Origin of the sequence: Dysgonomonas termitidis (assembly GCF_042654545.1) — a bacterium.
Classification (GTDB): Bacteria; Bacteroidota; Bacteroidia; order Bacteroidales; family Dysgonomonadaceae; genus Dysgonomonas; species Dysgonomonas termitidis.
This window is the reverse complement of sequence record NZ_JBHSGN010000121.1, coordinates 174,314-196,920: the sequence shown is the minus strand read 5'-3', so window position 1 is coordinate 196,920 and position 22,607 is coordinate 174,314. Positions and strand designations below refer to the sequence as shown.

The 22,607-nt window shown below is 41.2% G+C and carries 18 protein-coding genes and 1 pseudogene; 6 read left to right on the top strand and 13 right to left on the bottom strand.

What is annotated here, in order from left to right; translation table 11 throughout:
• Nucleotides 1-42 precede the first annotated feature (42 nt).
• The 6 genes and pseudogenes from ACFO6W_RS20475 to ACFO6W_RS20450 all read right to left on the bottom strand — a co-directional run bounded on the left by ACFO6W_RS20475 (nt 43) and on the right by ACFO6W_RS20450 (nt 5,925).
• The gene (locus tag ACFO6W_RS20475; protein ID WP_379999909.1) at nt 43-354 is read right to left on the bottom strand and encodes a hypothetical protein; all 312 of its coding nucleotides are present in this window, start codon (nt 352-354) and stop codon (nt 43-45) included.
• Between the two features lie 154 nt (nt 355-508).
• A complete protein-coding gene (locus ACFO6W_RS20470) occupies nt 509-1,732 on the bottom strand; it encodes a CinA family nicotinamide mononucleotide deamidase-related protein (RefSeq protein WP_379999907.1) in 1,224 nt (407 codons plus the stop codon).
• Between the two features lie 773 nt (nt 1,733-2,505).
• Nucleotides 2,506-3,051 (bottom strand): annotated as a pseudogene (locus ACFO6W_RS20465) (hypothetical protein); the annotation flags it as partial.
• A gap of 90 nt (nt 3,052-3,141) precedes the next feature.
• Nucleotides 3,142-4,383, bottom strand: coding sequence for a M48 family metallopeptidase (locus ACFO6W_RS20460; RefSeq protein ID WP_379999905.1), 1,242 nt, complete (start codon nt 4,381-4,383; stop codon nt 3,142-3,144).
• A gap of 124 nt (nt 4,384-4,507) precedes the next feature.
• A complete protein-coding gene (tsaD, locus tag ACFO6W_RS20455; protein WP_379999903.1) occupies nt 4,508-5,524 on the bottom strand; it encodes a tRNA (adenosine(37)-N6)-threonylcarbamoyltransferase complex transferase subunit TsaD in 1,017 nt (338 codons plus the stop codon).
• Nucleotides 5,525-5,577: 53 nt separating this feature from the next.
• A complete protein-coding gene (locus ACFO6W_RS20450) occupies nt 5,578-5,925 on the bottom strand; it encodes a hypothetical protein (RefSeq protein WP_379999901.1) in 348 nt (115 codons plus the stop codon).
• Nucleotides 5,926-6,021: 96 nt separating this feature from the next.
• On the opposite strand from ACFO6W_RS20450, the gene gldB reads away from it, so the two are divergent.
• Both gldB and dnaB read left to right on the top strand, forming a co-directional pair.
• Nucleotides 6,022-7,014 (top strand): gliding motility lipoprotein GldB, encoded by a 993-nt coding sequence (gene gldB / locus ACFO6W_RS20445; protein WP_379999899.1) that lies wholly within the window; start codon nt 6,022-6,024, stop codon nt 7,012-7,014.
• A 178-nt stretch (nt 7,015-7,192) separates the two neighbouring features.
• Nucleotides 7,193-8,719 carry a replicative DNA helicase gene (gene dnaB / locus ACFO6W_RS20440; RefSeq protein ID WP_379999897.1) on the top strand — a complete coding sequence of 509 codons (1,527 nt, stop codon included), beginning with the start codon at nt 7,193-7,195 and terminating at the stop codon, nt 8,717-8,719.
• 608 nt (nt 8,720-9,327) lie between these two features.
• Here dnaB and secDF read toward each other — a convergent pair.
• The 4 genes from secDF to ACFO6W_RS20420 form a co-directional block, all read right to left on the bottom strand.
• Nucleotides 9,328-12,297 (bottom strand): protein translocase subunit SecDF, encoded by a 2,970-nt coding sequence (gene secDF / locus ACFO6W_RS20435; RefSeq protein WP_379999895.1) that lies wholly within the window; start codon nt 12,295-12,297, stop codon nt 9,328-9,330.
• 360 nt (nt 12,298-12,657) lie between these two features.
• Complete coding sequence (locus ACFO6W_RS20430) at nt 12,658-14,304, bottom strand: AMP-binding protein (RefSeq protein ID WP_379999893.1); 1,647 nt, start codon at nt 14,302-14,304, stop codon at nt 12,658-12,660.
• 100 nt (nt 14,305-14,404) lie between these two features.
• The gene (locus tag ACFO6W_RS20425; protein WP_379999891.1) at nt 14,405-14,959 is read right to left on the bottom strand and encodes a helix-turn-helix domain-containing protein; all 555 of its coding nucleotides are present in this window, start codon (nt 14,957-14,959) and stop codon (nt 14,405-14,407) included.
• Between the two features lie 126 nt (nt 14,960-15,085).
• Nucleotides 15,086-16,036: an RluA family pseudouridine synthase gene (locus ACFO6W_RS20420; protein ID WP_379999889.1), complete on the bottom strand. Its 951-nt coding sequence runs from the start codon at nt 16,034-16,036 to the stop codon at nt 15,086-15,088.
• Nucleotides 16,037-16,252: 216 nt separating this feature from the next.
• On the opposite strand from ACFO6W_RS20420, the gene fabD reads away from it, so the two are divergent.
• The 3 genes from fabD (at nt 16,253) to ACFO6W_RS20405 (ending at nt 18,771) form a co-directional block, all read left to right on the top strand.
• Entirely contained in the window at nt 16,253-17,134 is an 882-nt protein-coding gene (fabD, locus tag ACFO6W_RS20415; RefSeq protein ID WP_379999887.1) for an ACP S-malonyltransferase, read from the top strand.
• A 154-nt stretch (nt 17,135-17,288) separates the two neighbouring features.
• Entirely contained in the window at nt 17,289-18,179 is an 891-nt protein-coding gene (gene rfbD, locus ACFO6W_RS20410) for a dTDP-4-dehydrorhamnose reductase (protein WP_380000103.1), read from the top strand.
• A gap of 37 nt (nt 18,180-18,216) precedes the next feature.
• Nucleotides 18,217-18,771 (top strand): hypothetical protein, encoded by a 555-nt coding sequence (locus tag ACFO6W_RS20405; RefSeq protein ID WP_379999885.1) that lies wholly within the window; start codon nt 18,217-18,219, stop codon nt 18,769-18,771.
• 300 nt (nt 18,772-19,071) lie between these two features.
• Here ACFO6W_RS20405 and ACFO6W_RS20400 read toward each other — a convergent pair whose 3' ends face one another.
• Complete coding sequence (locus tag ACFO6W_RS20400) at nt 19,072-19,221, bottom strand: hypothetical protein (RefSeq protein ID WP_379999883.1); 150 nt, start codon at nt 19,219-19,221, stop codon at nt 19,072-19,074.
• A gap of 70 nt (nt 19,222-19,291) precedes the next feature.
• On the opposite strand from ACFO6W_RS20400, the gene ACFO6W_RS20395 reads away from it, so the two are divergent.
• Entirely contained in the window at nt 19,292-19,720 is a 429-nt protein-coding gene (locus ACFO6W_RS20395; RefSeq protein ID WP_379999881.1) for a DUF3788 family protein, read from the top strand.
• An 89-nt stretch (nt 19,721-19,809) separates the two neighbouring features.
• Here ACFO6W_RS20395 and ACFO6W_RS20390 read toward each other — a convergent pair whose 3' ends face one another.
• Both ACFO6W_RS20390 and ACFO6W_RS20385 read right to left on the bottom strand, forming a co-directional pair.
• Nucleotides 19,810-21,717, bottom strand: coding sequence for a RecQ family ATP-dependent DNA helicase (locus ACFO6W_RS20390; RefSeq protein ID WP_379999879.1), 1,908 nt, complete (start codon nt 21,715-21,717; stop codon nt 19,810-19,812).
• An 88-nt stretch (nt 21,718-21,805) separates the two neighbouring features.
• Nucleotides 21,806-22,603, bottom strand: coding sequence for an MBL fold metallo-hydrolase (locus ACFO6W_RS20385; RefSeq protein WP_379999877.1), 798 nt, complete (start codon nt 22,601-22,603; stop codon nt 21,806-21,808).
• Nucleotides 22,604-22,607: the final 4 nt, after the last annotated feature.

Here is a 22,607-nt window from a genome sequence, read left to right as displayed (position 1 = left end):
CATCAGTAACTACTATCGAATAGAATTGAAATTACCTAAGCATTAATTTTCATCATCTTCTGTAAATGAACTATTCCGGCTACTTTTCCGCTTGATTGTTTGCCAGGGTGCGTCGGCATCACTTCTTTCGGCTGCCTGTCCCGGCTTCAGGTCGAGCTCATTAAGGCTTTCATCCAGTTCCAACATTTGTTTTACAGAAACTACACAGGCATCACTTTCCGTAATATCGTCATCACTAAAAAACTGCCATTCGCCGTCTTCATCATATACCACATATGTGATCAGGGTATTGGCATCCAAAACATAGCGCGTGGTTATTACAGCTTTATTATCCGATTCGTCGTTAAGTTTCATAGACTGTATATATTATTGGTTGCAAGTATTGTATAATCATATAAATATAATATGGTTATAAGTTAATAGCACCATATTGCTTCATAAATTTATTAAACAAAAGCTAAAACCAGTTCTTTTATTAAAAAATAACGCAAAACTCATTAATTTGCTGTTATTCCAGCATTTCCAACAACTGCAACATCCCGATATTAGTCGCACGCACAATATTTGCTTCACGGAACCTCCCCAACTGATACTTCTTGGCAACGCATCTGTCTTTGCAGGTAGTACAAATCCAGACAGTACCCACCGGCTTCTCTTCTGTGCCGCCATCAGGGCCGGCAATGCCGGTGGTCGCTATAGAACAATCCACATGGAGAACATCTTGTGCTCCTCTGGCCATCTCAACAGCTACGGCTTCACTCACGGCGCCAAAACGATCTAAAGAATCCTGTGACACACGTAATATATTTACTTTTTCTTCATTGGCATATGATATGACCGAACCTTTGAAATAACGGGACGAACCGGGGATAGAAGTTATGGTATGAGCAATATTACCCCCTGTACAACTCTCGGCTGTACCCAGGCTTAATCCTCTTTCGAAGAGACGTTCTCCCAGCAGTTTCTCCGCTGTAATATCTTTCTCGGCCAAGATCGCGTCTCCCAATATATTCTGAAGTTTTCTCACCTGCTCATCCAACTCCGGCAAACGATGCTCACCCCTTACAAACAGGCGTAATTTCATCAATCCGGGAGAAGGCAGATATGCCAACCCGAAACCTTCGGGCAGATTATCCTCAAAATCGGCAATATACATCGCAAGTGCCGATTCGGTATACCCCTTTACAATGAATACACGCTTGAGGTAAGCATCCGGATCATATTTTGCCTGTAAGCGGGGGATTATCTCATTATCCATCACATACCGCATTTCGTGGGGAACACCCGGCATAGACACCAGGACTTTACCTATGTAATCGAACCAGGTAACCGGAGCCGTCCCTACCCTATTCTGTATCACGGTACAATCCTTCGGTACATAAGCCTGGTTACGGGTCAGTTCATTTAAAGTTGTAAAACTCGATATTACATTTTGTATATTCTCAAGAACAGTGTCATCAAAGACCAGCGTTGTAGCAAAATAGTCGCAAAGCGTTTTCTTTGTTATATCGTCTTTCGTCGGGCCTAATCCACCTGTCATCAGTATAACGTCTACGCGGGAAAAAACCTCGTCTATAGTGACCTTTATCTGCTGAGCGTCGTCTCCTATCGATTGCATTTCTTCTACTTCAAATCCTGCGAGTGTAAGTTTCTGCGCTATCCATGCCGAATTGGTGTCGACAATCTGACCGATGAGGATTTCATCGCCGATTGTAATTATTGCTGCTTTCATTTCTATTCTATCTGTTATTACGAATACAAGTTTTGTTTGATTTACTGTTAAAAAGTAACAAAGGTAACAGGAATTAATTAAGAATGAATAATTAAGAATTAAGAATCGGTTTACTTGTTATATGCAATTTTTATAAAAGATTATATTTCCTCTTTTTCCCCTGTTATCCCTTTCCACTTAACTTTTCCTATTCTTTACCCTTACAGGGCACAATATTTGACACAGTTATTTGAAAGCAAAAAATAACAAATGCAATACTATTATCAATATCAACAGAGTAATATGCTCAAATCCGATAAACAAAAACACATTTATTTGAACAGATAACGTTGTATGAGATCCATAAATACTTTTTTATCTGAGCTATGTTTGCATATCTTATTCCAGAAATTCTGCGGATATATCATTGTATTTCCTTTGGTGTCTTCATAAACCATCTCATCAAAAATATTTTTCGATAATGATGCCCTTTCATTGTGGTTATTGCTGAATTGAAGGTGGCCGAAAACATCAACTTTATATTCTTCTCTGTAGTCCGCCAATCCCCGGCACATATCCATCAGCCAGAAAAAGGCCTCTTCTTCATCACCCCTGAAATCACGCTGAATATCGGCCCAGAACTCCTGAGAATATTTTATTTCATTGTTATTATCATCAGTGAAAATCCATGCATCAAAAATATCTTTTTTCAGATATGCTTTCCTTCTATTGTTTTCCTCATATTGAAGATAACCGAATATATCACGGCCTATTTTGACTTTTCTCCGGTTTGTTTCAGCAACCATATTATCAAAAATGTCTTTTCCTATCTTTGTACGGTTTCCTTTATTGTCTTCGATTATGGTATTATCAAAAATGTCTTTCTTTATCGTTTTTCTATAACCCTTATTATCCTCTATTACTTTATCGCCAAAGATATCTTCTCTGATAGTCGTTTTATTTCCTTTATTATCTTCAATGATAGTATTCCCGAAGATATCCTCCCTAACTGTTTTCTTATTTCCTTTATTATCTTCGATTACTGTATTTCCGTGAATATCTTCTTTAATAGTTTTTTTATTCCCCTTGTTATCTTCTATCACTGTATTTCCAAAAATATCTTTCTTTATAGTCTTCTTATAGCCCTTATTGTCTTCAATTACAGTATTCCCGAAGATATCTTTCTTTATGGTTGTCTTATTACCGTCCTCATCTTCAATAATTGTATTACCGAAAATATCTTTACTGACCTTTTCTTTCTTTCCGCCTTGGGCATATATATTTACCGGCAGTAATACCAGACACGAAATGAAGATTATATAAAAGCGTTTCATAGGCATTATTTTTTAGATTATGAATAGCTGCTTTTCAGCTCTGTTTATATTATGAATATAATAAAACTGAAAGGTTTAATGATACTGCATAAAAATCTACTTTTTATTATCAATTTTCAGCAACGCACCCATCCTTTGCAATAAAGTCGGATGTGAATAATAGAAAAACACATATAGCGGATCAGGATTCAAATTGCTCAGCGATTTTACTGATAGTTTCTTCAATCCGCCGATCAAAGAGTCTGCTAAACCGAAACCTGCGGCGTAGGCATCCGCCTGATATTCGTTCTTACGGCTATGCATATTCGAAAACAAACCGATAATCATCGACACGGGAGTAAACAATATGGAGAAGGCAATCAGCCCCAGATGAAATGAAGCCTCTTTTCCTCCCAATGCCACAGCAATGGATTCATTATCGAGGAACCATGATAACAAAAACAAAATAATTCCTGTATAAAAAATGGATATAAACATACCCTGCAATGTGTGTTTCTTTTTGTAATGGCCTATTTCGTGCGCCAACACAGCGACTATTTCACTTGTAGTAAGGTCATTAATTAAGGTATCGAACAATACGATACGTTTCTTTGCTCCAAAACCTGTAAAATAGGCATTCGCCTTACTGGAACGTTTCGATGCATCCATCACATAGATATTCTTTACGGCAAAGCCTGCTTTCAGGGAAAAAGCCCCTATTGCATCCCTAAGCTCCCCATCCTCCAACGGGGTCTGCTTATTGAATAAAGGCACTATAATATTGGAATAAAACAAGGTCATAAATAAAGAAAATACGGTCACTGCACCCCATGCGTACAACCACGCGTATGTACCCAAAGTTTCATAAAACCATACCAGAAGAGCAAGGATGATACCACCTAAAACAGCAGTCAAAAGTAAACCTTTCAACTGGTCGAGCCAGAAAATAGCTTTAGTGGATTTATTGAACCCGAAACGTTCTTCAATCACAAAGGTGGCATAATAGCCGAAAGGCAGGGTAATAATATCGTTCACGATATATACTATACCAAAGAAAGCCAGGGTAAGAACGACTTCATTATCTATATATTGTCTCAATAACCCGTCGAGCCAGCCGAAAATACCGGACAATAAGACCACCAGCATAACGATAAAAGAGAAAAGGCTTGTGTACAATCCAAAGCGGCTGTTCACTTTCTGATAAGCTTGCTGCCTGGCATATTCGTCCTTATCATAAATACCTTCCAGCTGAGGTGGTATCACGGGACTCATACGTTTACGGTTCAGATATGCCAGATATTGCGTCCAGAAGAAATCAAGGACAACTATAAGGAGGATAATGGTTAAATATATGGACATAGTCGAATTATAAGTTTAAATAAATGGCCGATGGCATAACGCGGCAAAAGCTAATAGCGGATAATTCATAATTCCCCACTTAGAACATTGGCATATTGGCACATTATCTCATTGTCACATTAAATCACATCACCACCCTTGAAAACGGAGCGGCTTCCATCGGACAAAAATCTTTATCTTCATATTTGAAATAGCCTGTCATGGCTATCATGGCGGCATTATCCGTCGTATAGCCAAACGGAGGAATATGTATTTTCCATCCGAAACGCTTCGCATGATCTTCAAAAGCGGCACGAAGGCCTGAGTTCGCCGAGACCCCACCGGCTACGGCAACTTCTTTAATTCCCAGATCTTTCGCCGCCTTACGTAATTGCTCCATCAATACATCGATAATCGTTTTTTGAAGGGAAGCACAAAGGCCGGCCTTATTCTTCTCTATAAAATCAGTATCCTTTTTCAGTTCATCGCGGAGCAAATACAGGAAAGAAGTTTTCAAACCACTGAAGCTGTAATCATAACCCGGAATGTGCGGTTTATTGAATTTAAATTTAGTAGCGTCACCTTCTTTAGCCAAACGGTCTACAATAGGTCCGCCCGGATACCCCAGTCCCATCACTTTGGCGCATTTGTCGAAGGCTTCACCTGCCGCATCATCTATAGTCTGGCCTATAATCTCCATATCTTTATATGATTTCACCAGGATAATCTGGGAATTTCCACCCGATACCAACAGGCACAGGAAAGGATATTGAGGCTGACTGTTATCGTCTTTGTCCTCTTTAATAAAATGAGCCAATACATGGGCATGCAGGTGATTTACATCTATCATCGGAATATTCAACGCAGAAGATAATCCTTTAGCGAAAGAAGTACCCACCAGCAGGGAACCCATCAGACCGGGGCCGCGCGTGAAAGCTATCGCCGTCAGTTCGTCCTTGTTTACCCCCGCTTTTTTCAATGCCTGGTCCACAACCGGTATTATATTCTGCTGATGTGCCCGTGAAGCCAGTTCGGGAACTACCCCCCCGTAACTTTCATGCACTTTCTGACTTGAAATTATATTCGATAGAAGTACACCGTCCCTGATAACTGCTGCCGCAGTATCATCACAAGACGACTCTATGCCTAGTATGGTTATCATTCAAATATTATATTTATATATTATAAATCCAAAGACTTATAACATCATTTTAATTATATTGTTTGGAATGCCCGGGACAATTTATAGAATTCGTTTTTCACCTGATTCACTCCAATTGCTCCTCCCGACAATCCTGTCGTATCTTTCGACACCGTCACTTTCACCTCGCCGTTGCCATAGTCTTCTATATGCACCCTGAACTTAAAATATTTGCAAAATGCCCCGAACAGCAAGCGCATCGCCCGGCTTCCCTTTTCGAATAATCCCTGCCCCAAATGTTTATAACCCAATGACAGCATCAGCATTTCCACTTCGTTCTGCATCTGAACCACTGTTATACCTCTATAAATGTAAATCAACTTACTCTCCTTATTGGGGATATCTTCTTTAAAATAAAGCATAATAATGTGCGTTTTTAATTATATGGTTTGTAAAAGTGCTACAAAATTAAGAAATATAAATTACCTTCGCAAAGAAGAATTCATAAAAGGGAATAAATGAAAAATATAGCATATCTGTTGACTTTCATCATCCTGTCTTTCATCGGATGCTCGGGTACAACACAGAAAAACAGCGGGCTATCGCAGCAGGAGAAAGTAACCATCATACGTTTCGATAAAGATGTGTATAACTACCTCCAGCAGCCCGATGCCGTAAAAGAATCCGGATTGAAAGATAAATATCCGCTCTTGCTTCCTGCTTTCGGACGTATAGCCATGGATAATAGCGACCCCGCGACTTTCTTCCCTGCTCTCAGGGATTATTTCTCCCATCCCGCGCTGATGCAAATATACAAGGATGCGCTAAATACGTTCGATAATGTCACTCTATACGAAGAAGAGCTATCCAATGTATCTTCACTCGTATCCGAAAATCTGCCGGAGAAAAAATTACCCGGATTCGCCATGCATGTATCAGGCTTCAGAGAAAATACCATTATAGTGAACAACCTTATATCTATATCTATAGATAAATATCTGGGGAATAATTACACTGCTTACCAAGAGTTTTTCCAACCATTCGAGCGCCAGCATATGCAGCCTGAATATATAGTCAGGGACTATCTGAAAGCATGGCTGATGAGCGATATAGTAAAATCTGACGCTGAAGGACAGACGCTTTTATCCGCAATGGTATATGAAGGGAAAATACTATATGCATTGTCCCTGTTACTGCCGGAGAAGAAACCAGAGGATATCATTGGATATACCAAAGGCCAGTCTGACTGGTGCAAACAGAATGAAAAATCAATCTGGCAGAATATTGTCAAACAGAATTATCTCTATTCTACCGATCACATGGTTATTACCCGCTTTATAAATGATGGTGCATATACGGCCGTTGTATCAAAAGATTCCCCCGGTAGGATCGGAGCCTGGACAGGCTGGCAAATAGTAAATCAATATGCAAAAAAGAAGGATGCCTCTCTCCGGAATATTATAGATACAGATGCTCAGACAATATTAAAAGAAGCCAAATATAATCCTTAAACACTAATAACAGTACCGTTTTCAATCAATTATCAACAGCATCAATGACTTAAAACAACGAACAGGAAATAATTACCTCTTAAATCCCCGTACTTATTAACATCATGTTCAAAACTTAACTCATCTTTGAACGTTATTTCTGTTATCTTTGAATAAAAAACTGAAGGGATAACAAAAAATGGCTGACGCAAATAATAAGAATCAGGGGAGACGAAAACCTAAAGAAACAAATTTATTACCTGATATAGGCAAAATACAGCCTCAGGCGAGGGAACTGGAAGAAGCCATACTCGGAGCTTTAATGCTCGAGAAAGACGCATATTCGCTCGTTAGTGATATCTTAAAGCCTGATAGTTTCTACGACACCATACATCAGATAATATACAGGGCAATAGTTGACCTTGCTGTCCGCCAGGCACCTATCGACATGCTCACGGTTGTGGAGCAACTAAAAAAAGACGGTGAACTGGAAACAGTTGGCGGGCCGGTCTATATAGCCCAACTGACCGAGAAAGTAGCATCGGCGGCACACATCGAATTCCATGCGCGAATTATTGCCCAGAAATATCTGGCAAGGGAACTTATCGCCTTCTCATCCACGATCACAAATAAAGCATTTGATGAAACATCCGATGTAGACGACCTGATGCAGGAAGCCGAAAGCAAGCTTTTCGAAATCTCCCAGGGCAATGTAAAGAAGGACGTGACCCAGATCAACCCGGTAATAAAAGAGGCTTTAAACCTGCTTGAAATAGCGGCTAACCGTCCCGAGGGACTTAGTGGCCTGCAAACCGGATTTACACCTCTGGATAAAATAACATCTGGCTGGCAGAATTCCGACCTTGTTATTATAGCCGCCCGTCCCGCTATGGGTAAAACTGCATTTGTGCTGTCCATGGCAAAAAACATGGCGGTAAGCTATGGCTATCCTGTGGCTTTGTTCTCTCTTGAAATGTCAAACGTACAGCTGGTTAACCGTCTGATCGTAAACACCTGCGAAATCCCAGGTGAGAAGATAAAGAACGGCCAGCTATTGCCTTACGAATGGGAGCAGCTCGACTTTAAGATAAAAGAACTATACGATGCCCCTTTATACATCGATGATACCCCCAGCTTATCCGTTTTTGAATTAAGGACTAAGGCCCGCCGTCTGGTTCGCGAACACGGCATTAAGATGATAATCATCGACTACCTTCAGCTTATGAATGCCAGCGGGATGAACTATGGAAGCCGTGAACAGGAGGTGAGTATGATTTCCCGTTCATTGAAAGGACTGGCCAAAGAACTAAATATCCCTATCATTGCCCTGTCGCAGCTCAACCGTGGTGTTGAAGGCCGTGCAGGCGCTGAAGGAAAGCGCCCTCAATTGTCCGACCTCCGTGAATCGGGGGCCATCGAGCAGGATGCCGATATGGTTTGCTTTATCCACCGTCCCGAGTATTACAAGATACTGGAAGACGACAAAGGCAACTCATTGATTGGCCTGGCTGAGATCATCATAGCCAAACACCGTAACGGAGCAACCGGTGATGTACTGCTACGCTTTAAAAGTGAATTTGCCCGTTTCCAAAATATCGACGATGATTACAACTTCGGGGCAGGACAGAATTTCTCTTCCAAGATTAACACTGATGCTTCAGCACCAAGTTCGGGACAGGACTTTCAACCGATGCAAGGAGCGGGAAATGATTTCGTGCCATTCTGATTAGATCTCCTGTATAAGGTAACAGATACCAATGTGCCGGTTAGTAAGTTTGCTAATGTGCCAATTGAATTGCAAAGCGACTATACGATCAACAGGATTCCCGCGCAGATGATGCTAAGACGCACTGTCGATCATCCGCTTTGTCATTTTCACTTTATTTAACTACATTTAGTTAAAACCTGACAGATCTGACATATTTTCCAGTATTTTTTACCTGCTATTTTTACATTAATTAATAATATATAATTAAAAAGTAACAGATATATCAGTTAACAGTAAACAGTCAGCAGTTAACAACTCGTATCTCGTATCTTGTCTACTTGTAACTCGTAACTGCCCGAAGGGCGAAGTAACTTGTAACTGTTAAAAGGTAACAAAGGTAACACTTATATCAGTTAACAGTAAACAGTCAGCAGTTAACAACTCATATCTCGTATCTTGTCTACTTGCAACTTGTAACTGCTTTAATCAATACTTCAAAGAACTGATATCTATAAGCTGACAGCTGTCAGTTCCAACTATATAGATAAATTTTAAGAAATTTCATCAATAAAAAAGAGGTTAGCCATAAGGCCAACCTCTTTGATATATTTAAAGACGTCTATGTTTTATTTAGCCTCTTTCAGCTGAGCCTCTTTCTTTTTGCCTTCTTTCCTGAATACAGCCCAGGCAATTGGAGTTGCTACGAATACAGATGAATAAGTACCGATTACAATACCGATAAATATAGCAAACGTAAAGCTACGGATAGTATCACCACCCAAGAGGAAGATACAGAACACAACCAGCATCGTACTTATCGAAGTATTCAACGTACGGCCTAATGTAGAGTTCAGGGCTTCATTTATCGTTTCGGTTATATTACGTTTCGGATACATATTCCTGATTTCACGGATACGGTCGAAGATTACAACCTTGTCATTGATAGAGTAACCTACCACTGTCAGTACAGCTGCAATAAAAGACTGGTCTATTTCCATTGAGAACGGCATGATCTTATACAACAATGAGTACAGGAAGATAACCATCACGGCGTCATGCGCCACAGCTATCAGCGTACCCAAAGAAAAGGCGATGTCACGGAAACGCAATAAGATATACAAAGCCATACAGACAACCGCGATCAATACTGCTATGGTCGCAGCTGTTTTCAGGTCGTCAGCCACACTTGGGCCTACACGCTGAGAACTTTGAACATAATCATCTATTGTTTTACCATCAGCAATGAATCCGGCTGCAGTAAGAGCATGAGTCATTTTTGCCCTTATTTCATCCTCAACCTCATCTGTAGCTTCTTCAATCTTATAGTTTGTAGTAATACGCACCTGGCTTGTCGTAGATGACTGACTTGCAGATCCACTGGTAAGAACAAGTACTGTGGAACCATCGAATTCAGGAACCAATACTTTTTCAATAGCATCCGCATCTACATTCTTATCGAAACGAACCAGATAGTTACGTCCTCCTGTAAAGTCAATACCGCCATTCAAACCATTGATAAACAGAGAGCCTACACCGGCTACTAATATTACGGCTGAGAAAATCACTATTTTCTTAGTCATGCCCAAGAAGTTGATTTTTGTATCAACAAATAATTTTCTTGAGATAGCGGTAGTAAATGTCTGATTTCTGAAATGACCTTTATCAAGCATATATTCATAGAATATACGTGTAAGGAATACGTTGGTAATGAATGATGCAACGATACCGATAATCAATGTGGTAGCAAAACCCTGTATAGGGCCTGTACCGAAATATGCCAATATAATAGCCGTAATTACCTGAGATGCGTGCCCGTCGAAGATAGCCGAGAATGCATGCCTGTAACCGTCTACTACGGCAACTTTCGTATTCTTTCCTGCCCTCAGCTCTTCTTTAGTACGCTCATATATTAATACATTCGCATCCACCGCCAAGGCCAGGGCAAGCACAAGTCCCGTTATACCGGGCAGTGTCATTACCGCCCCGAAGGCCGCCAATATACCGATCGTAAAAAATAAGTTCACTAATAGTGCCGTATTGGCAATCAGACCCGGAATAAAACCGTAAACCAAACAGATGTATGTCATAAGAAGCACCAATGCTAGGACGAAAGATATAACTCCGGCTTTAATAGCTTCCTGGCCCAATGAAGGACCAACAATATCTTCCTGCACAATGTGTACCCCGGCTTTCATCTTACCCGATTTCAGCACGTTCTCCAAGTCTTTTGCATCTTCCGGTGTAAAGTTACCTGTGATTTGAGATTGTCCTCCTTCGATCTTATCATTTACATTAGGCGCTGAATATACAGAACCATCGAGTACGATAGCTATGCTTCTGCCTTTCTCAGCTCCGGTAATAGTAGCCCAACGTTGTGTACCTACAGAGTTCATCTGCATGCTTACTTCCCATGTTGCACCATGTTGAGACTGGTCAGCCTTTGCTGAAATAACCACATCCCCGTCCAATGCAGGGCCTTTTTTAAGACCGTCGCCACGCAAAGCATATAATGTAATCTGAGTTTCTCTTATATCTTCAGCCTTGAATCCCCATGCAAATCTCAGGTCAGGAGGATATGCATCCTGGAATCTTCTAAGGATCGCATTAACCGCTGCCGTATCATTTTTATGAACAATACCGACAATAGCACCCATACCACCACTGATAAAATTTTCAATAAATGGTTTGGTGAATCCCAGGTTTCCAACTTCCTGAACTTTCAAAGAATCGCTTACAGCGGTTGTATCTGTTACATTCTGAGCAGCCAAAGCTTCTCTCGAACGTTCTGTCAGGGCGCTTATATATCCCTGTATTTCGTTCAGATTGTATGTTTTCCAAAATTCAAGATTTGCACTACCCTGCAATAGTTTTCTTACACGGTCCGGTTCCTTGATACCCGGAAGCTCGATCATAATACGTTCCGCTCGGTTGTCCAGCTTTTGTATATTAGGAGCGACAACCCCGAAACGGTCGATACGTGTACGAAGTACGTTGAACGAGTTATCGGCTACACTCTGAAGTTCTGTTCTCAGTGCCGAAATAACTTTATCATCTTTATCGGTAGGTCCTACCTGATCTCTAAGTTTGGTGCTGAATACCCCGGCCAGTTTATCATTGCCGTTCGCAGCTTTAAACTTATCTACAAAAATAGTGATATAGTCACGGTTGCTACCTTTTTTATTTTCAGCGGAAGCCTCTGTCAAAGCTGTATTGAACGCTTCGTTCTCAGGGTCGCCCAGTGAACGGAGTACAGCCGCCGCATCTACTTCCACGATAACACTCATACCACCTTTCAGGTCAAGTCCCAGCCCGATTTCTTTTTCGCGGCATTGTTTAAGGGTGTAACCCATATCGTCGGTACCAAAGGTTAACCAAACTCTTTCGGTAGACATTGAATCAAGATAGTGAGTGTATTGTTTGTTGTACAACTCGTCTTGCAGTAGTTGATCACCTTTAGCATTCGCGACCGCGTAGGCTGTGGCAAATTCTTCCGCTTTACTGTCATAACTTCTGGTTACGAATGTAAAAGACAGGTAAAATAAGCATACCAACGTAAGGAGAATGGAAAATGTGATTACAAATCCTTTGTTTTGCATTTTAGATTTTACTTTTTGTTATTTACTTATATTATTTCTATTTCATTCAAAATAAATAAGGTCACAGACCTTTTATTGCTTTCATATCTGCAACAGCAATGATCCGTTACGATTAAATTAATGCTGCATTAATACTTTCTTTCACTCAAAATACGCATACATCCAGACCTCTCTCCCCGCGAAACGAGGCTAAACTTAGACATATACACACTTTCAGGCGTGCAAATATAATCTTTTATTCTTTACATATCATAATAAAATATAAAGAAAATGTGCCTATTGATTAATGTGCCAATATGCCAATATACTAATATGTCAATAATAGAAAACACTGGCACATTGGCATATCATCACATTAAATCATTGTTTCCTGATCTCCGCTCTCTTTATCTTTCCGCTGATCGTTTTCGGCAATTCGTCAACAAATTCGATAATGCGGGGATATTTATATGGAGCGGTAACCTGTTTCACATGATCTTGAATCTCATGCTTCAGATGATCGTTCGCTTTATCTTTATAATCCTGCGCCAGTACGACAGTGGCTTTTACCACCTGCCCCCTGACCTCGTCCGGAACACCTGTAATGGCACATTCAACAACAGCAGGATGCGTCATCAAAGCGCTCTCTACTTCAAACGGCCCTATGCGATAACCTGAACTTTTGATAACGTCGTCGCTACGGCCTACAAACCAATAATATCCGTCCTCGTCGCGCCAGGCCATATCTCCTGTATGGTAAACATCATCATAATACACCTGCTTTGTAAGAGCTTCGTCACGATAATATCCCATAAACAGCCCCAGAGGCTTCCACTTATCCGTTTTAATTACGACCTCTCCCACTTCACCATCTTCGACGGAACGCCCGTCAATTGCAATCAGGTCCATATCGTAAGCCGGATTAGGCACTCCCATCGCGCCGGGCTTCGGCTCCATCCACGGGAATGTTATTATGGTAGGGGTAGTTTCCGTTTGTCCGAATGCTTCCATCATTTTAATACCTGTACCTTCAAGGAATGCGTTATAGACCGAAGGGTTCAACGCTTCGCCCGCAGTAGTGGCATACCGCAGCGAAGACAGGTCGTAATGAGAGAGATCTTCCCTTATCATAAACCTGAAAACGGTTGGCGGAGCACAAAATGAGGTCACTTTATAATCCTGTATCATATGCAGCATAGCCTGCGGAGTAAACTTTTCGTGGTCATACACCATCACGGCGGCGCCTGCAATCCACTGTCCGTACAATTTTCCCCAGACAGCCTTAGCCCAGCCAGTATCGGCCACGGTAAGATGCAGACTGTTTTCATCCAGATTATGCCAGTATTTGGCGGTCACAATATGCCCGAGCGGATATATAAAGTTATGGATCACCATCTTTGGTTCACCGGTCGTCCCTGAAGTAAAATACAGCAGGGAAATATCTTCGTTTGTATTTACATGTTCAGGTCTGACAAATGGTTTTGCTTCAATTAAACCCTGATGGAAATCAAGCCAGCCGGACGGTATATTTTGACCACAGGCAATACGGAATTTCACGGTCGGGGAATCGGCCATCGCATCATTTACATGCTGAATAACAACATCGTCATCCACGCTTATAATCGCCTTTATATCAGCTGCATTATTACGGTAAATAAAATCCTTCTTAGTCAGCAGATGTGTAGCCGGAATGGCCACTGCCCCTATCTTGTGAAGGGCAATTACGGCAAACCAGAATTCGTAACGCCGCTTTAGCACAAGCATCACCATATCTCCCTTACCGATACCTAACGACCGGAGATAAGATGCGGCGCGGTCGCTTTGCTCTTTTATATCCGCGAATGTAAAATCAACATGCTCCCCCTGGTCGTTTACCCAGCAAATAGCCCTTTTGGTGGGAGCTGTCTTTGCCCATTCATCTACGACATCGTATCCGAAATTGAAATTCTCAGGTATCTGAACATGGTAATTCTCTGCAAAATCCTGAGTTGAAGCAAAATGAGTTTGTTTTAAAAATCGCTCTAACATAACTATATATTTTATTTCAAGATTTCAGATCTCAAGATTTCAAAATTGTTGTTTTGGACTCTTTAATCTTGAAATTTTGAAATTATAAATTTTGAAATCCTTATAAAACAACAACGATAAATCTGACTTTCTTTCCATCAAGAGCCTTCATTCCGTGCGGCAGACTGGAGTCGAAATAAATACTGTCCCCCTCTTCCATTACCAGGTCTTTCCCATTTATCTGCAACAGCATACGGCCTTCCAGCACCATATTAAACTCTTGCCCGGTATGTATGCTATGATGAATTTCTACGTCATCGGCTTTAGGTTCGACTGTTACTTCAAATACTTCAGCCTTCCGGTTATTAAATCCTCCGGCCAAAGTCTGGTAATTATAGGCTTCTACCCTGTTCACTGCCAGCCCTTTGCCCTTACGGGTAAGAAAATAGCTGCTCATACGGGGTTCGTCGGCGAACATTAATACCGAAACATCTACATTGTGAGCAGATGCTATGCCTTTCAGTACACTGATGGTCAGGTCTTTTTCACCTGACTCATAGTTGATATACTCCTCTAAAGGTATGTTACAAGATGCTGCAAATTGCTCTTGTGTCATATCCAAAGCCTCACGTAAACCTTTGAGACGTTGACCTATTTCTTTAATATCTATATTCATAAAACATTTAAGGTCACAGACCTATTTATTGCTTTAACATGTAAAAACAGTCAAAACTTGTTATAATTAAAAACATATCATCAGATACTTTCAGTTACCCGCTTCAAGGTTCGAAAAATTCAAGCTTTATTGTTCCTTAATATCGGACCCGGCCGATACCTCTTTCTTAGGCAGGGCAGTCACCAATTGCTGCATTGCCTTCGGTATCGGGCTTTTAAATTCCAATACCTCTCCTGTAACCGGATGTTTTAGCACCAGTTCACGTACATGGAGAGCAATGCGTTTAATCGGATTATTCGAAGCGCCGTATTTCTTATCACCCACTACAGAATGGCCGATTGTTTGCATATGGATACGCAATTGATTTTTGCGCTTGGTTTCAAGGTCGAAGTCTAGCAAAGAATAGCGCCCTGTCGATTTGATTACTTTATAATGTGTAACCGATTTCAACCCTCCATTATCGTAGGGAGACGACATCATTACATAATTCTTATTTTCGGTAAGCCATGAAGTAACCGTACCTTCTTCCTGTTCCGGCCTTCCGTCTACGACTGCAGTATATATATATTCCTTTACAAGATTATTCCAGTTTTTCTGAAATATCTCCTGCATTTCCGCGCTTCTGGCAAACACCATCAATCCTGAAGCTTCCCTGTCGAGACGCTGAAGGACAAATACGCGGTCGGCCTTATTCTTTCCTTTTTTCTTTACATATTCGTTCAGTGCTCCGTAGACAGTACGCAGCTTCTCTTTATCCGTTGATACGGATAAGAACCCGGCCTCTTTGTCTATAACTATAATTTCATCATCTTCGAATACGATCTTCAAACCTTTCAGCTTCTTTTCTTTCCGGGACTGGTCGAATTTCATTACCGAAACCCTGTCCCCGGCTTTGAGCTCATGGTCGAATTGAGTGACAAGTTTACCATTTATCTTTATCTGCTTGTGTGCCAGCAGTGATTTTATTGCATTACGGCTCTTACGGACTTGTTGGTTTATCAGAAAATCCAATAATTCGCAAGGTTGCGACGCTTTTAGTTCTTGTAGCGGAATATCTCTTCTTGAAGTATTTCTCATTTAGTAATAAAATGTATATATGAGGCAAAGGTAAGTGTTTTATAATTTTTTAATAGCTTTAATGTGTATTAAATAATAATAAAATTAAATCATTGTAATGGGATAGTTTAATCCTGTACTTTTTTATTTTAGTCTATTTTGCCATATCATATTCTATTTTTTACTAATTTTGCAGGCTGAAATTTAACCGCTTATTCTAACTATTAAATATTGAAAATGAAAGCATTTGTATTTCCAGGGCAAGGAGCTCAATTTGTAGGAATGGGTAAAGATTTGTACGAAACATCTCCAGTTGCTAAAGAAATGTTTGAAAAAGCAAACGAGATTCTGGGATTCCGCATTACAGATCTGATGTTTGCAGGCACAGATGAAGACCTTCGCCAGACCAGAGTAACCCAGCCTGCCATCTTCCTCCATTCTGTGATATTAGCTAAGACAATGGGAGCAGACTTTGCGCCGGATATGGTTGCAGGGCACTCTTTAGGCGAGTTTTCCGCATTAGTTTCCGCAAACGCATTATCGTTCGAGGATGGATTGAAACTTGTATATAAACGTGCGCTTGCCATGCAGAAAGCGTGTGAACTGAACCCATCAACTATGGCTGCCGTACTGGGATTACCCGATGCTAAAGTTGAAGAAATATGTGCATCTATCACCGATGAGGTAGTGGTACCGGCAAACTATAACTGCCCGGGACAAATCGTTATATCCGGCTCTAATGCAGGTATAGAAAAAGCTTGCGAGCTATTGCTTGCTGCAGGTGCAAAACGTGCATTAAAACTAAAAGTAGGCGGAGCATTCCATTCTCCGCTGATGGAACCGGCTAAGATAGAATTATCCGAAGCTATCAATACAACAACAATCAGCGAACCGGCGTGCGCTGTATATCAGAATGTATCCACTGTCGGCGAAACCGATCCGGCTACAATCAAAGCAAACCTCATTGCCCAGTTGACAGCTCCTGTAAAATGGACTCAATCGGTGGAACATATGGTGGCCGACGGAGCGACTGAATTTATTGAACTGGGACCGGGTAATGTATTGCAAGGCCTCGTAAAAAAAATCGCTTCGGATGTAACAACCAGCGGCAAACAATAAGTTTATAATAATTATAAGTTATGAGTTATAAATTATGAGTTTTTACTCTGTATTTATAGCTCATAATTCATAACTCATAATTGAGATAAATATGGCATTCTTTTCAGGAAATAAGCAAGCTGACGACCAGGATGAAACTGCAAAGAACATCTTCATGTTTGAATTGGTGCAAAAGAATATTCTTATTACCGGTTCGAATGGACAGTTAGGGAATGAAATAAAGCGTATAGCCGCCTTACATGAAAACAATTTCCAATTCTTTTTTACTGATGTTGCGGAGCTTGACATTACTGACCAGCAGGCCATAGAAGACTTTATTAGAGAAAACAATATAAAGTATATTGTCAATTGTGCGGCCTACACAGCTGTAGATAAAGCCGAAGACGACGTTGCATTATGTTACAGGATCAATCGGGATGCTGTAGCGAACCTGGGAGCCGCCGCCACAAATAACGGCGCTAAAATAATCCACATATCTACCGATTATGTATATGACGGTACTGCTTCAAGACCTTATACCGAAACGGATGCAGTGAATCCGCAATCAATATACGGGAAATCGAAACAAGAAGGAGAGGCCGCCCTGAAAAAAGCATGCCCTGACAGTATCATCATCCGTACAGCCTGGCTGTATTCCATATTTGGAAACAACTTTGTGAAAACGATGATAAAATACGGGAAAGAGCGCGATACACTCAACGTAGTTGCCGACCAAACCGGAACACCGACCAATGCTGCCGATCTGGCCAATGCAATCATAAAAATACTGGACTATAGTGAAGCGAATAGTTTCAAGCCGGGGATTTTCCACTATTCCAATGAAGGTGTTACCACCTGGTACGATTTTACATTAGCCATACACAAAAATGCCGGAATAACAAACTGTACGGTAAACCCAATTACCACAGACCAATATCCGACAAAAGCGACAAGGCCTAAATACAGTGTACTGGATAAAGCTAAAATCAGAAACACATTTAATATCACGATTCCCAGATGGGAAGATAGTTTAAACATTTGCATTAAAGAATTGTTATCTATATAGGTATAATAATTCACAATACATATCTACCATAACCAAAATGAAAAAGATTTATCTTTTTGGGCTCATATTTACGGTTATATCTGTTTCTTGTCAGAAAAAGCAAATAAACTTATACGAAACACAGCTTAACCCCCTAAAGGTCGATTTGGCCGAAATCTCATTAAACAGCAGTTCCAGCACTATCGATTTAACCAAGATAAAAAGACTTACCCCGGAACAATACAACAGCCTGCAACTCGAAAAAGTAAAGGGACTGGATGGGTACGAACTCAGCGACCTGTGCCTGGGGCAGATTTTACTGGAGAATAAAAACGGGAAAATCCTGACAATACAAGTAGTAACAGACGGTGAAATCACGGAATATCTCCTCAGCTATGACAAAAACGGCAATCTGATAGATAATCTGATAGTTGCATATGAAGACATGGTCGAATATTACAGTGAAGTATCGTCCAGGATAAAATCAAACGAAATAATCGTTCAAACCATCAATTATACCTACGATGAGATTAACAGCGATTCGGGAGGCACGGCCGATACTGCAATAACAAAATATCAGATAAGCCCCGAATTTAAGTTTATCTCCAACTAGAACAAACCAACGGCAGGACTTTGCGACGGGATATCCGGACAGGAACAATCCATCTGTGATTATTACTAATACCAGTCAGTAGTTGAAGGGATTCATATTAAGGAGGACTTATTTACCCGTAACTCATATAATTTTCCACTTAATCTGTTCTCGATGTATATCCGGGCGGAAGAAACGGATAGGGATTCGGCCTGGCTTTTATACCGGGGCGACAGGCGGTTGTATGACAGGCGACTGTTCCTGTTTTTCTACCTGCTCGCTTTTCGTTTTTCGTTATTCTCTTTTCACTTTGTTTTCCTCTTACAGTTCATTATCCACGACCACCACTACCCCGGGATTGAGCGAGCCGTCCGGACGGAAGCCATTCTCCTCTAACATCATCATTCCATAGATAAATATTCTGAATTTTGATAAAATAGAGATGTAGTATACATATTCACGTACTGGCACTAGTCAGTATTGTGAAAGTCAGAAAAGAATGTATCTTTGTTAACAATAATAATTAACCCATCACGAAACCATGGAAGCAGAAATGTTGTTGAGAGATCCGGATATTTTTCCGTCCGAAAAAGTGCTGCAGAACGCGCTGGGAGAAAGTGTGCACAATGTACTGGCTTCTTTTCTTGAAACGATTACGAATGAAGAATACGCGCTGGCTATTGAATGGCGGTACTATAATGATGGGAAAGCATGGCTGGGCAAAGTGCTTTATAAGAAGAAAACGATACTGTGGCTTTCGGTCTGGGAGGAATTTTTCAAAACAAGTTTCTATTTCACGGAAAAGCACCTTGAAAAGATTGCAACACTGGATATCGCCGACACTATTAAAGATGAATTTGCCGGGGCAAAACCGGTGGGTCGCCTACTCCCGATGATTTTTAATGTAAGTAGTCAGGAACAAGTAAAAGATCTGCTAACAGTCGTTCGTTTTAAAAAGAGCCTGGTCTGACTCCGCGTCAAAACACTTTTCATTTTGTCCTATGGACAGTTACAGGTAGACGAGATACGAGATACGAGATACAAGTAAACAAGTTATTCTTAATTCTTAATTCTTAATTTTATCTTCCCCGATTGCATTTCAAGAACTCCCCTATCCGTCATAAAACGGATGGCTCCGGTTACATCCTGCAACCGGTAATCAGGCAATGCACCTGTTATATCATCTACGGATCGCTCCCCGTCCTTGAGCAACGCTTTTATATCCAATGATATCTTATTGAACTTTGCATTCGTCATTCCCGAATCGTTCTTTGCCAGGCAAACATCACATTGCCCGCAATCACTGATATCTTTCTCATTGAAGTAAGATAACAAAATACGGCTGCGACACATCTCATCCTGCTCTGCATAATGGCTCATCGCCAATATCCGCTTTTCGAAACGATCCTTACGGTCTTCGTTTACAAGACGTGGTATAATCAGGTATTTCTTATCCACCCGCTGACGGGTGTATGCTATCAGAGGCGTCTTTTTATGCGGGATATAATCGATGACATTGCGCTTATCCAGCATTTTCAGCATTTCATAGACAGCTTTCCGGTTTTTGTCTGTCTTCAGGCCTATTTCGGCCTCGTTAATGGTTACATAATTGGTAAATAAGCCTGTGTAAAGGCGGAGGATAGTATTTACGAGTTGCTCATATTCCCGCTCGAAATCGTAATGATACAGATCATCCCTGTAAACTGTAAACATCAGCCGCGAACGGTTATCTATCTCGTCGGTGTACTCGATATAGCCCGCCAGATCCAATATCCTGAGTGCATTATGAGTAGGCAGAAGAGGATATTTGTAAGTAGCGCAGAACTGCTGTATATTAAAATCATATACCATACCCACCCCGAAACCTTCGGCCACCTGAAAAAAGTAAGCGAGCGAATCATATACCTGAGAGATAAATTCCCGTTCGGGAAACTCGTCCCTGATACGCTTTTTCAATTTAACACTATCATTCTTATGGTATAAGATGACTGCAAAAGCCTTTTCCCCATCGCGTCCCGCGCGCCCTGCTTCCTGAAAGTATTCTTCCACCGAATTGGGCAGGTCGGTATGCACTACCAGCCGCACATCGGGCTTATCTATTCCCATACCGAAGGCATTGGTACAAACAATAATGCGCTTTTCGTTATTCTTCCAGCGGCCCTGCTTCCGTGATTTATCCTCACTGCTCAGTCCGGCATGATAAAAATCGGCGGAAAAACCTTGTTGTATAAGGAAATCCGACATCTCCTTCGTCTTCTGACGGCTGCGCACATAGATGATGGTGGAACCCTTTATTTTCTCAAGCAAACGGATAATTTCCTCCGGCTTATTTTCCGTATTACGCACTATATAGGCCAGATTCTTACGCTCAAAGCTTTTCCTGAAGACATTCTTTTCACGGAAGTGCAATTGTTCCTGGATATCATCTATCACCTCCGGGGTAGCTGTCGCAGTGAGAGCCAGAACAGGCACATCGGGCAGATGTTCCCGAATGGCTGCTATCTTGAGATAGGACGGACGGAAATCATAGCCCCACTGGGATATGCAATGCGATTCGTCAACAACCAGCAGACAAACATTCATATCGCGAAGTTTACTCAGGAATAGTTGGGTAGCCAGTCGTTCGGGTGATACATAAAGGAATTTATAATCACCGAAGATGGCGTTTTCAAGCGTAGTGATAATCTCCTGCCGGGTCATCCCCGAATATACGGCCAATGATTTTATATTTCTCTGACGCAGGTTATCCACCTGATCTTTCATCAGAGCGATAAGCGGAGTGACAACAAGACAAAGACCTTCCATTGCCATCGCAGGCACCTGAAAGGTCAGTGATTTTCCTCCGCCTGTGGGCATCAGCCCCAGCGTATCTTTTCCCTGGCTGACGGAATGAATAATATCTTCCTGTAAAGGGCGAAACTCGCCGTAACCCCAATACTGTTTAAGTATTTTGTGATAGAGACCCATTCTTCGATGTGCCAATTAACTAATATGCCAATGTGCCAATATCGGATTGTTTTCAATTGGCATATTGGCACATTGGTCAATCAGTATATTAATTTTTCATCGGACGTACTTCTATCTTAATATCGGTACCATCCAAGGCTTTACCTATTTTCTCCTGATCGAATTCCGACATATGATACGGATAAAGCACTTTCGGCATCACCTTTTTAGCCGCATCCACAAACATGTCATCCGTCATTGTATATGGCAGGTTCTTAGGCATGAAAGCAATATCGATGGTACCTTTCAGTTTATCCATCTCCGGAATATTTTCGGTATCCCCGGCGACATATACTTTTTTATCGCCAAATGTAAAGATATAACCATTGCCCCGTCCTTTAGGATGGTATGCTTCTCCGTCAGGCTTCTTATTTACAGCATTATAAGCCGGAACGACATCGATAGCTATTCCGTTCCATTCGGTCTTATCTCCATTATTTACCACATTACCATATCCAAGTATTTCGTTGCATACCTTCGATACTATATAGTGCGTATCTACCTTTTTAACTGCGTTGATAGCTGCTGTATCGAGGTGATCGCCATGCTCGTGCGTCAGGATAATCAGATCGGCCTTAGGCAATCTCGAATAATCCGCGACTTGAGAATAAGGGTCTACCTGAATAACCTTTCCTGCAAATTCAAACATAACCGAACCATGACCTACCAGTGTTACTTTCAGCGGGCCTTTGCTCGTTTCGTAGCTGTCAGCTTTTATATACTCCGCCTGTTCCATACTCAACGTATCCGTAGCTTTATCTCCGGCATTTGCCGTACCGGCCTTGTTACCGCAGGCAACGAAGGAAAATAAAGCGATTGTTAATGATAATACTAAAGATCTCTTCATATTC

Bases quoted from the DNA above. Each gene is read 5' to 3' on its own strand.
- ACFO6W_RS20420 (WP_379999889.1), bottom strand. From the start codon at position 16,036: ATGAGAAATACTTCAAGAAGAGATATTCCGCTACAAGAACTAAAAGCG.
- dnaB (WP_379999897.1), top strand. From the start codon at position 7,193: ATGGCTGACGCAAATAATAAGAATCAGGGGAGACGAAAACCTAAAGAA.
- ACFO6W_RS20470 (WP_379999907.1), bottom strand. From the start codon at position 1,732: ATGAAAGCAGCAATAATTACAATCGGCGATGAAATCCTCATCGGTCAG.
- ACFO6W_RS20475 (WP_379999909.1), bottom strand. From the start codon at position 354: ATGAAACTTAACGACGAATCGGATAATAAAGCTGTAATAACCACGCGC.
- ACFO6W_RS20390 (WP_379999879.1), bottom strand. From the start codon at position 21,717: ATGGGTCTCTATCACAAAATACTTAAACAGTATTGGGGTTACGGCGAG.
- ACFO6W_RS20385 (WP_379999877.1), bottom strand. From the start codon at position 22,603: ATGAAGAGATCTTTAGTATTATCATTAACAATCGCTTTATTTTCCTTC.
- gldB (WP_379999899.1), top strand. From the start codon at position 6,022: ATGAAAAATATAGCATATCTGTTGACTTTCATCATCCTGTCTTTCATC.
- rfbD (WP_380000103.1), top strand. From the start codon at position 17,289: ATGTTTGAATTGGTGCAAAAGAATATTCTTATTACCGGTTCGAATGGA.
- ACFO6W_RS20405 (WP_379999885.1), top strand. From the start codon at position 18,217: ATGAAAAAGATTTATCTTTTTGGGCTCATATTTACGGTTATATCTGTT.
- ACFO6W_RS20425 (WP_379999891.1), bottom strand. From the start codon at position 14,959: ATGAATATAGATATTAAAGAAATAGGTCAACGTCTCAAAGGTTTACGT.
- ACFO6W_RS20460 (WP_379999905.1), bottom strand. From the start codon at position 4,383: ATGTCCATATATTTAACCATTATCCTCCTTATAGTTGTCCTTGATTTC.
- secDF (WP_379999895.1), bottom strand. From the start codon at position 12,297: ATGCAAAACAAAGGATTTGTAATCACATTTTCCATTCTCCTTACGTTG.
- ACFO6W_RS20430 (WP_379999893.1), bottom strand. From the start codon at position 14,304: ATGTTAGAGCGATTTTTAAAACAAACTCATTTTGCTTCAACTCAGGAT.
- tsaD (WP_379999903.1), bottom strand. From the start codon at position 5,524: ATGATAACCATACTAGGCATAGAGTCGTCTTGTGATGATACTGCGGCA.
- ACFO6W_RS20450 (WP_379999901.1), bottom strand. From the start codon at position 5,925: ATGCTTTATTTTAAAGAAGATATCCCCAATAAGGAGAGTAAGTTGATT.
- ACFO6W_RS20395 (WP_379999881.1), top strand. From the start codon at position 19,292: ATGGAAGCAGAAATGTTGTTGAGAGATCCGGATATTTTTCCGTCCGAA.
- fabD (WP_379999887.1), top strand. From the start codon at position 16,253: ATGAAAGCATTTGTATTTCCAGGGCAAGGAGCTCAATTTGTAGGAATG.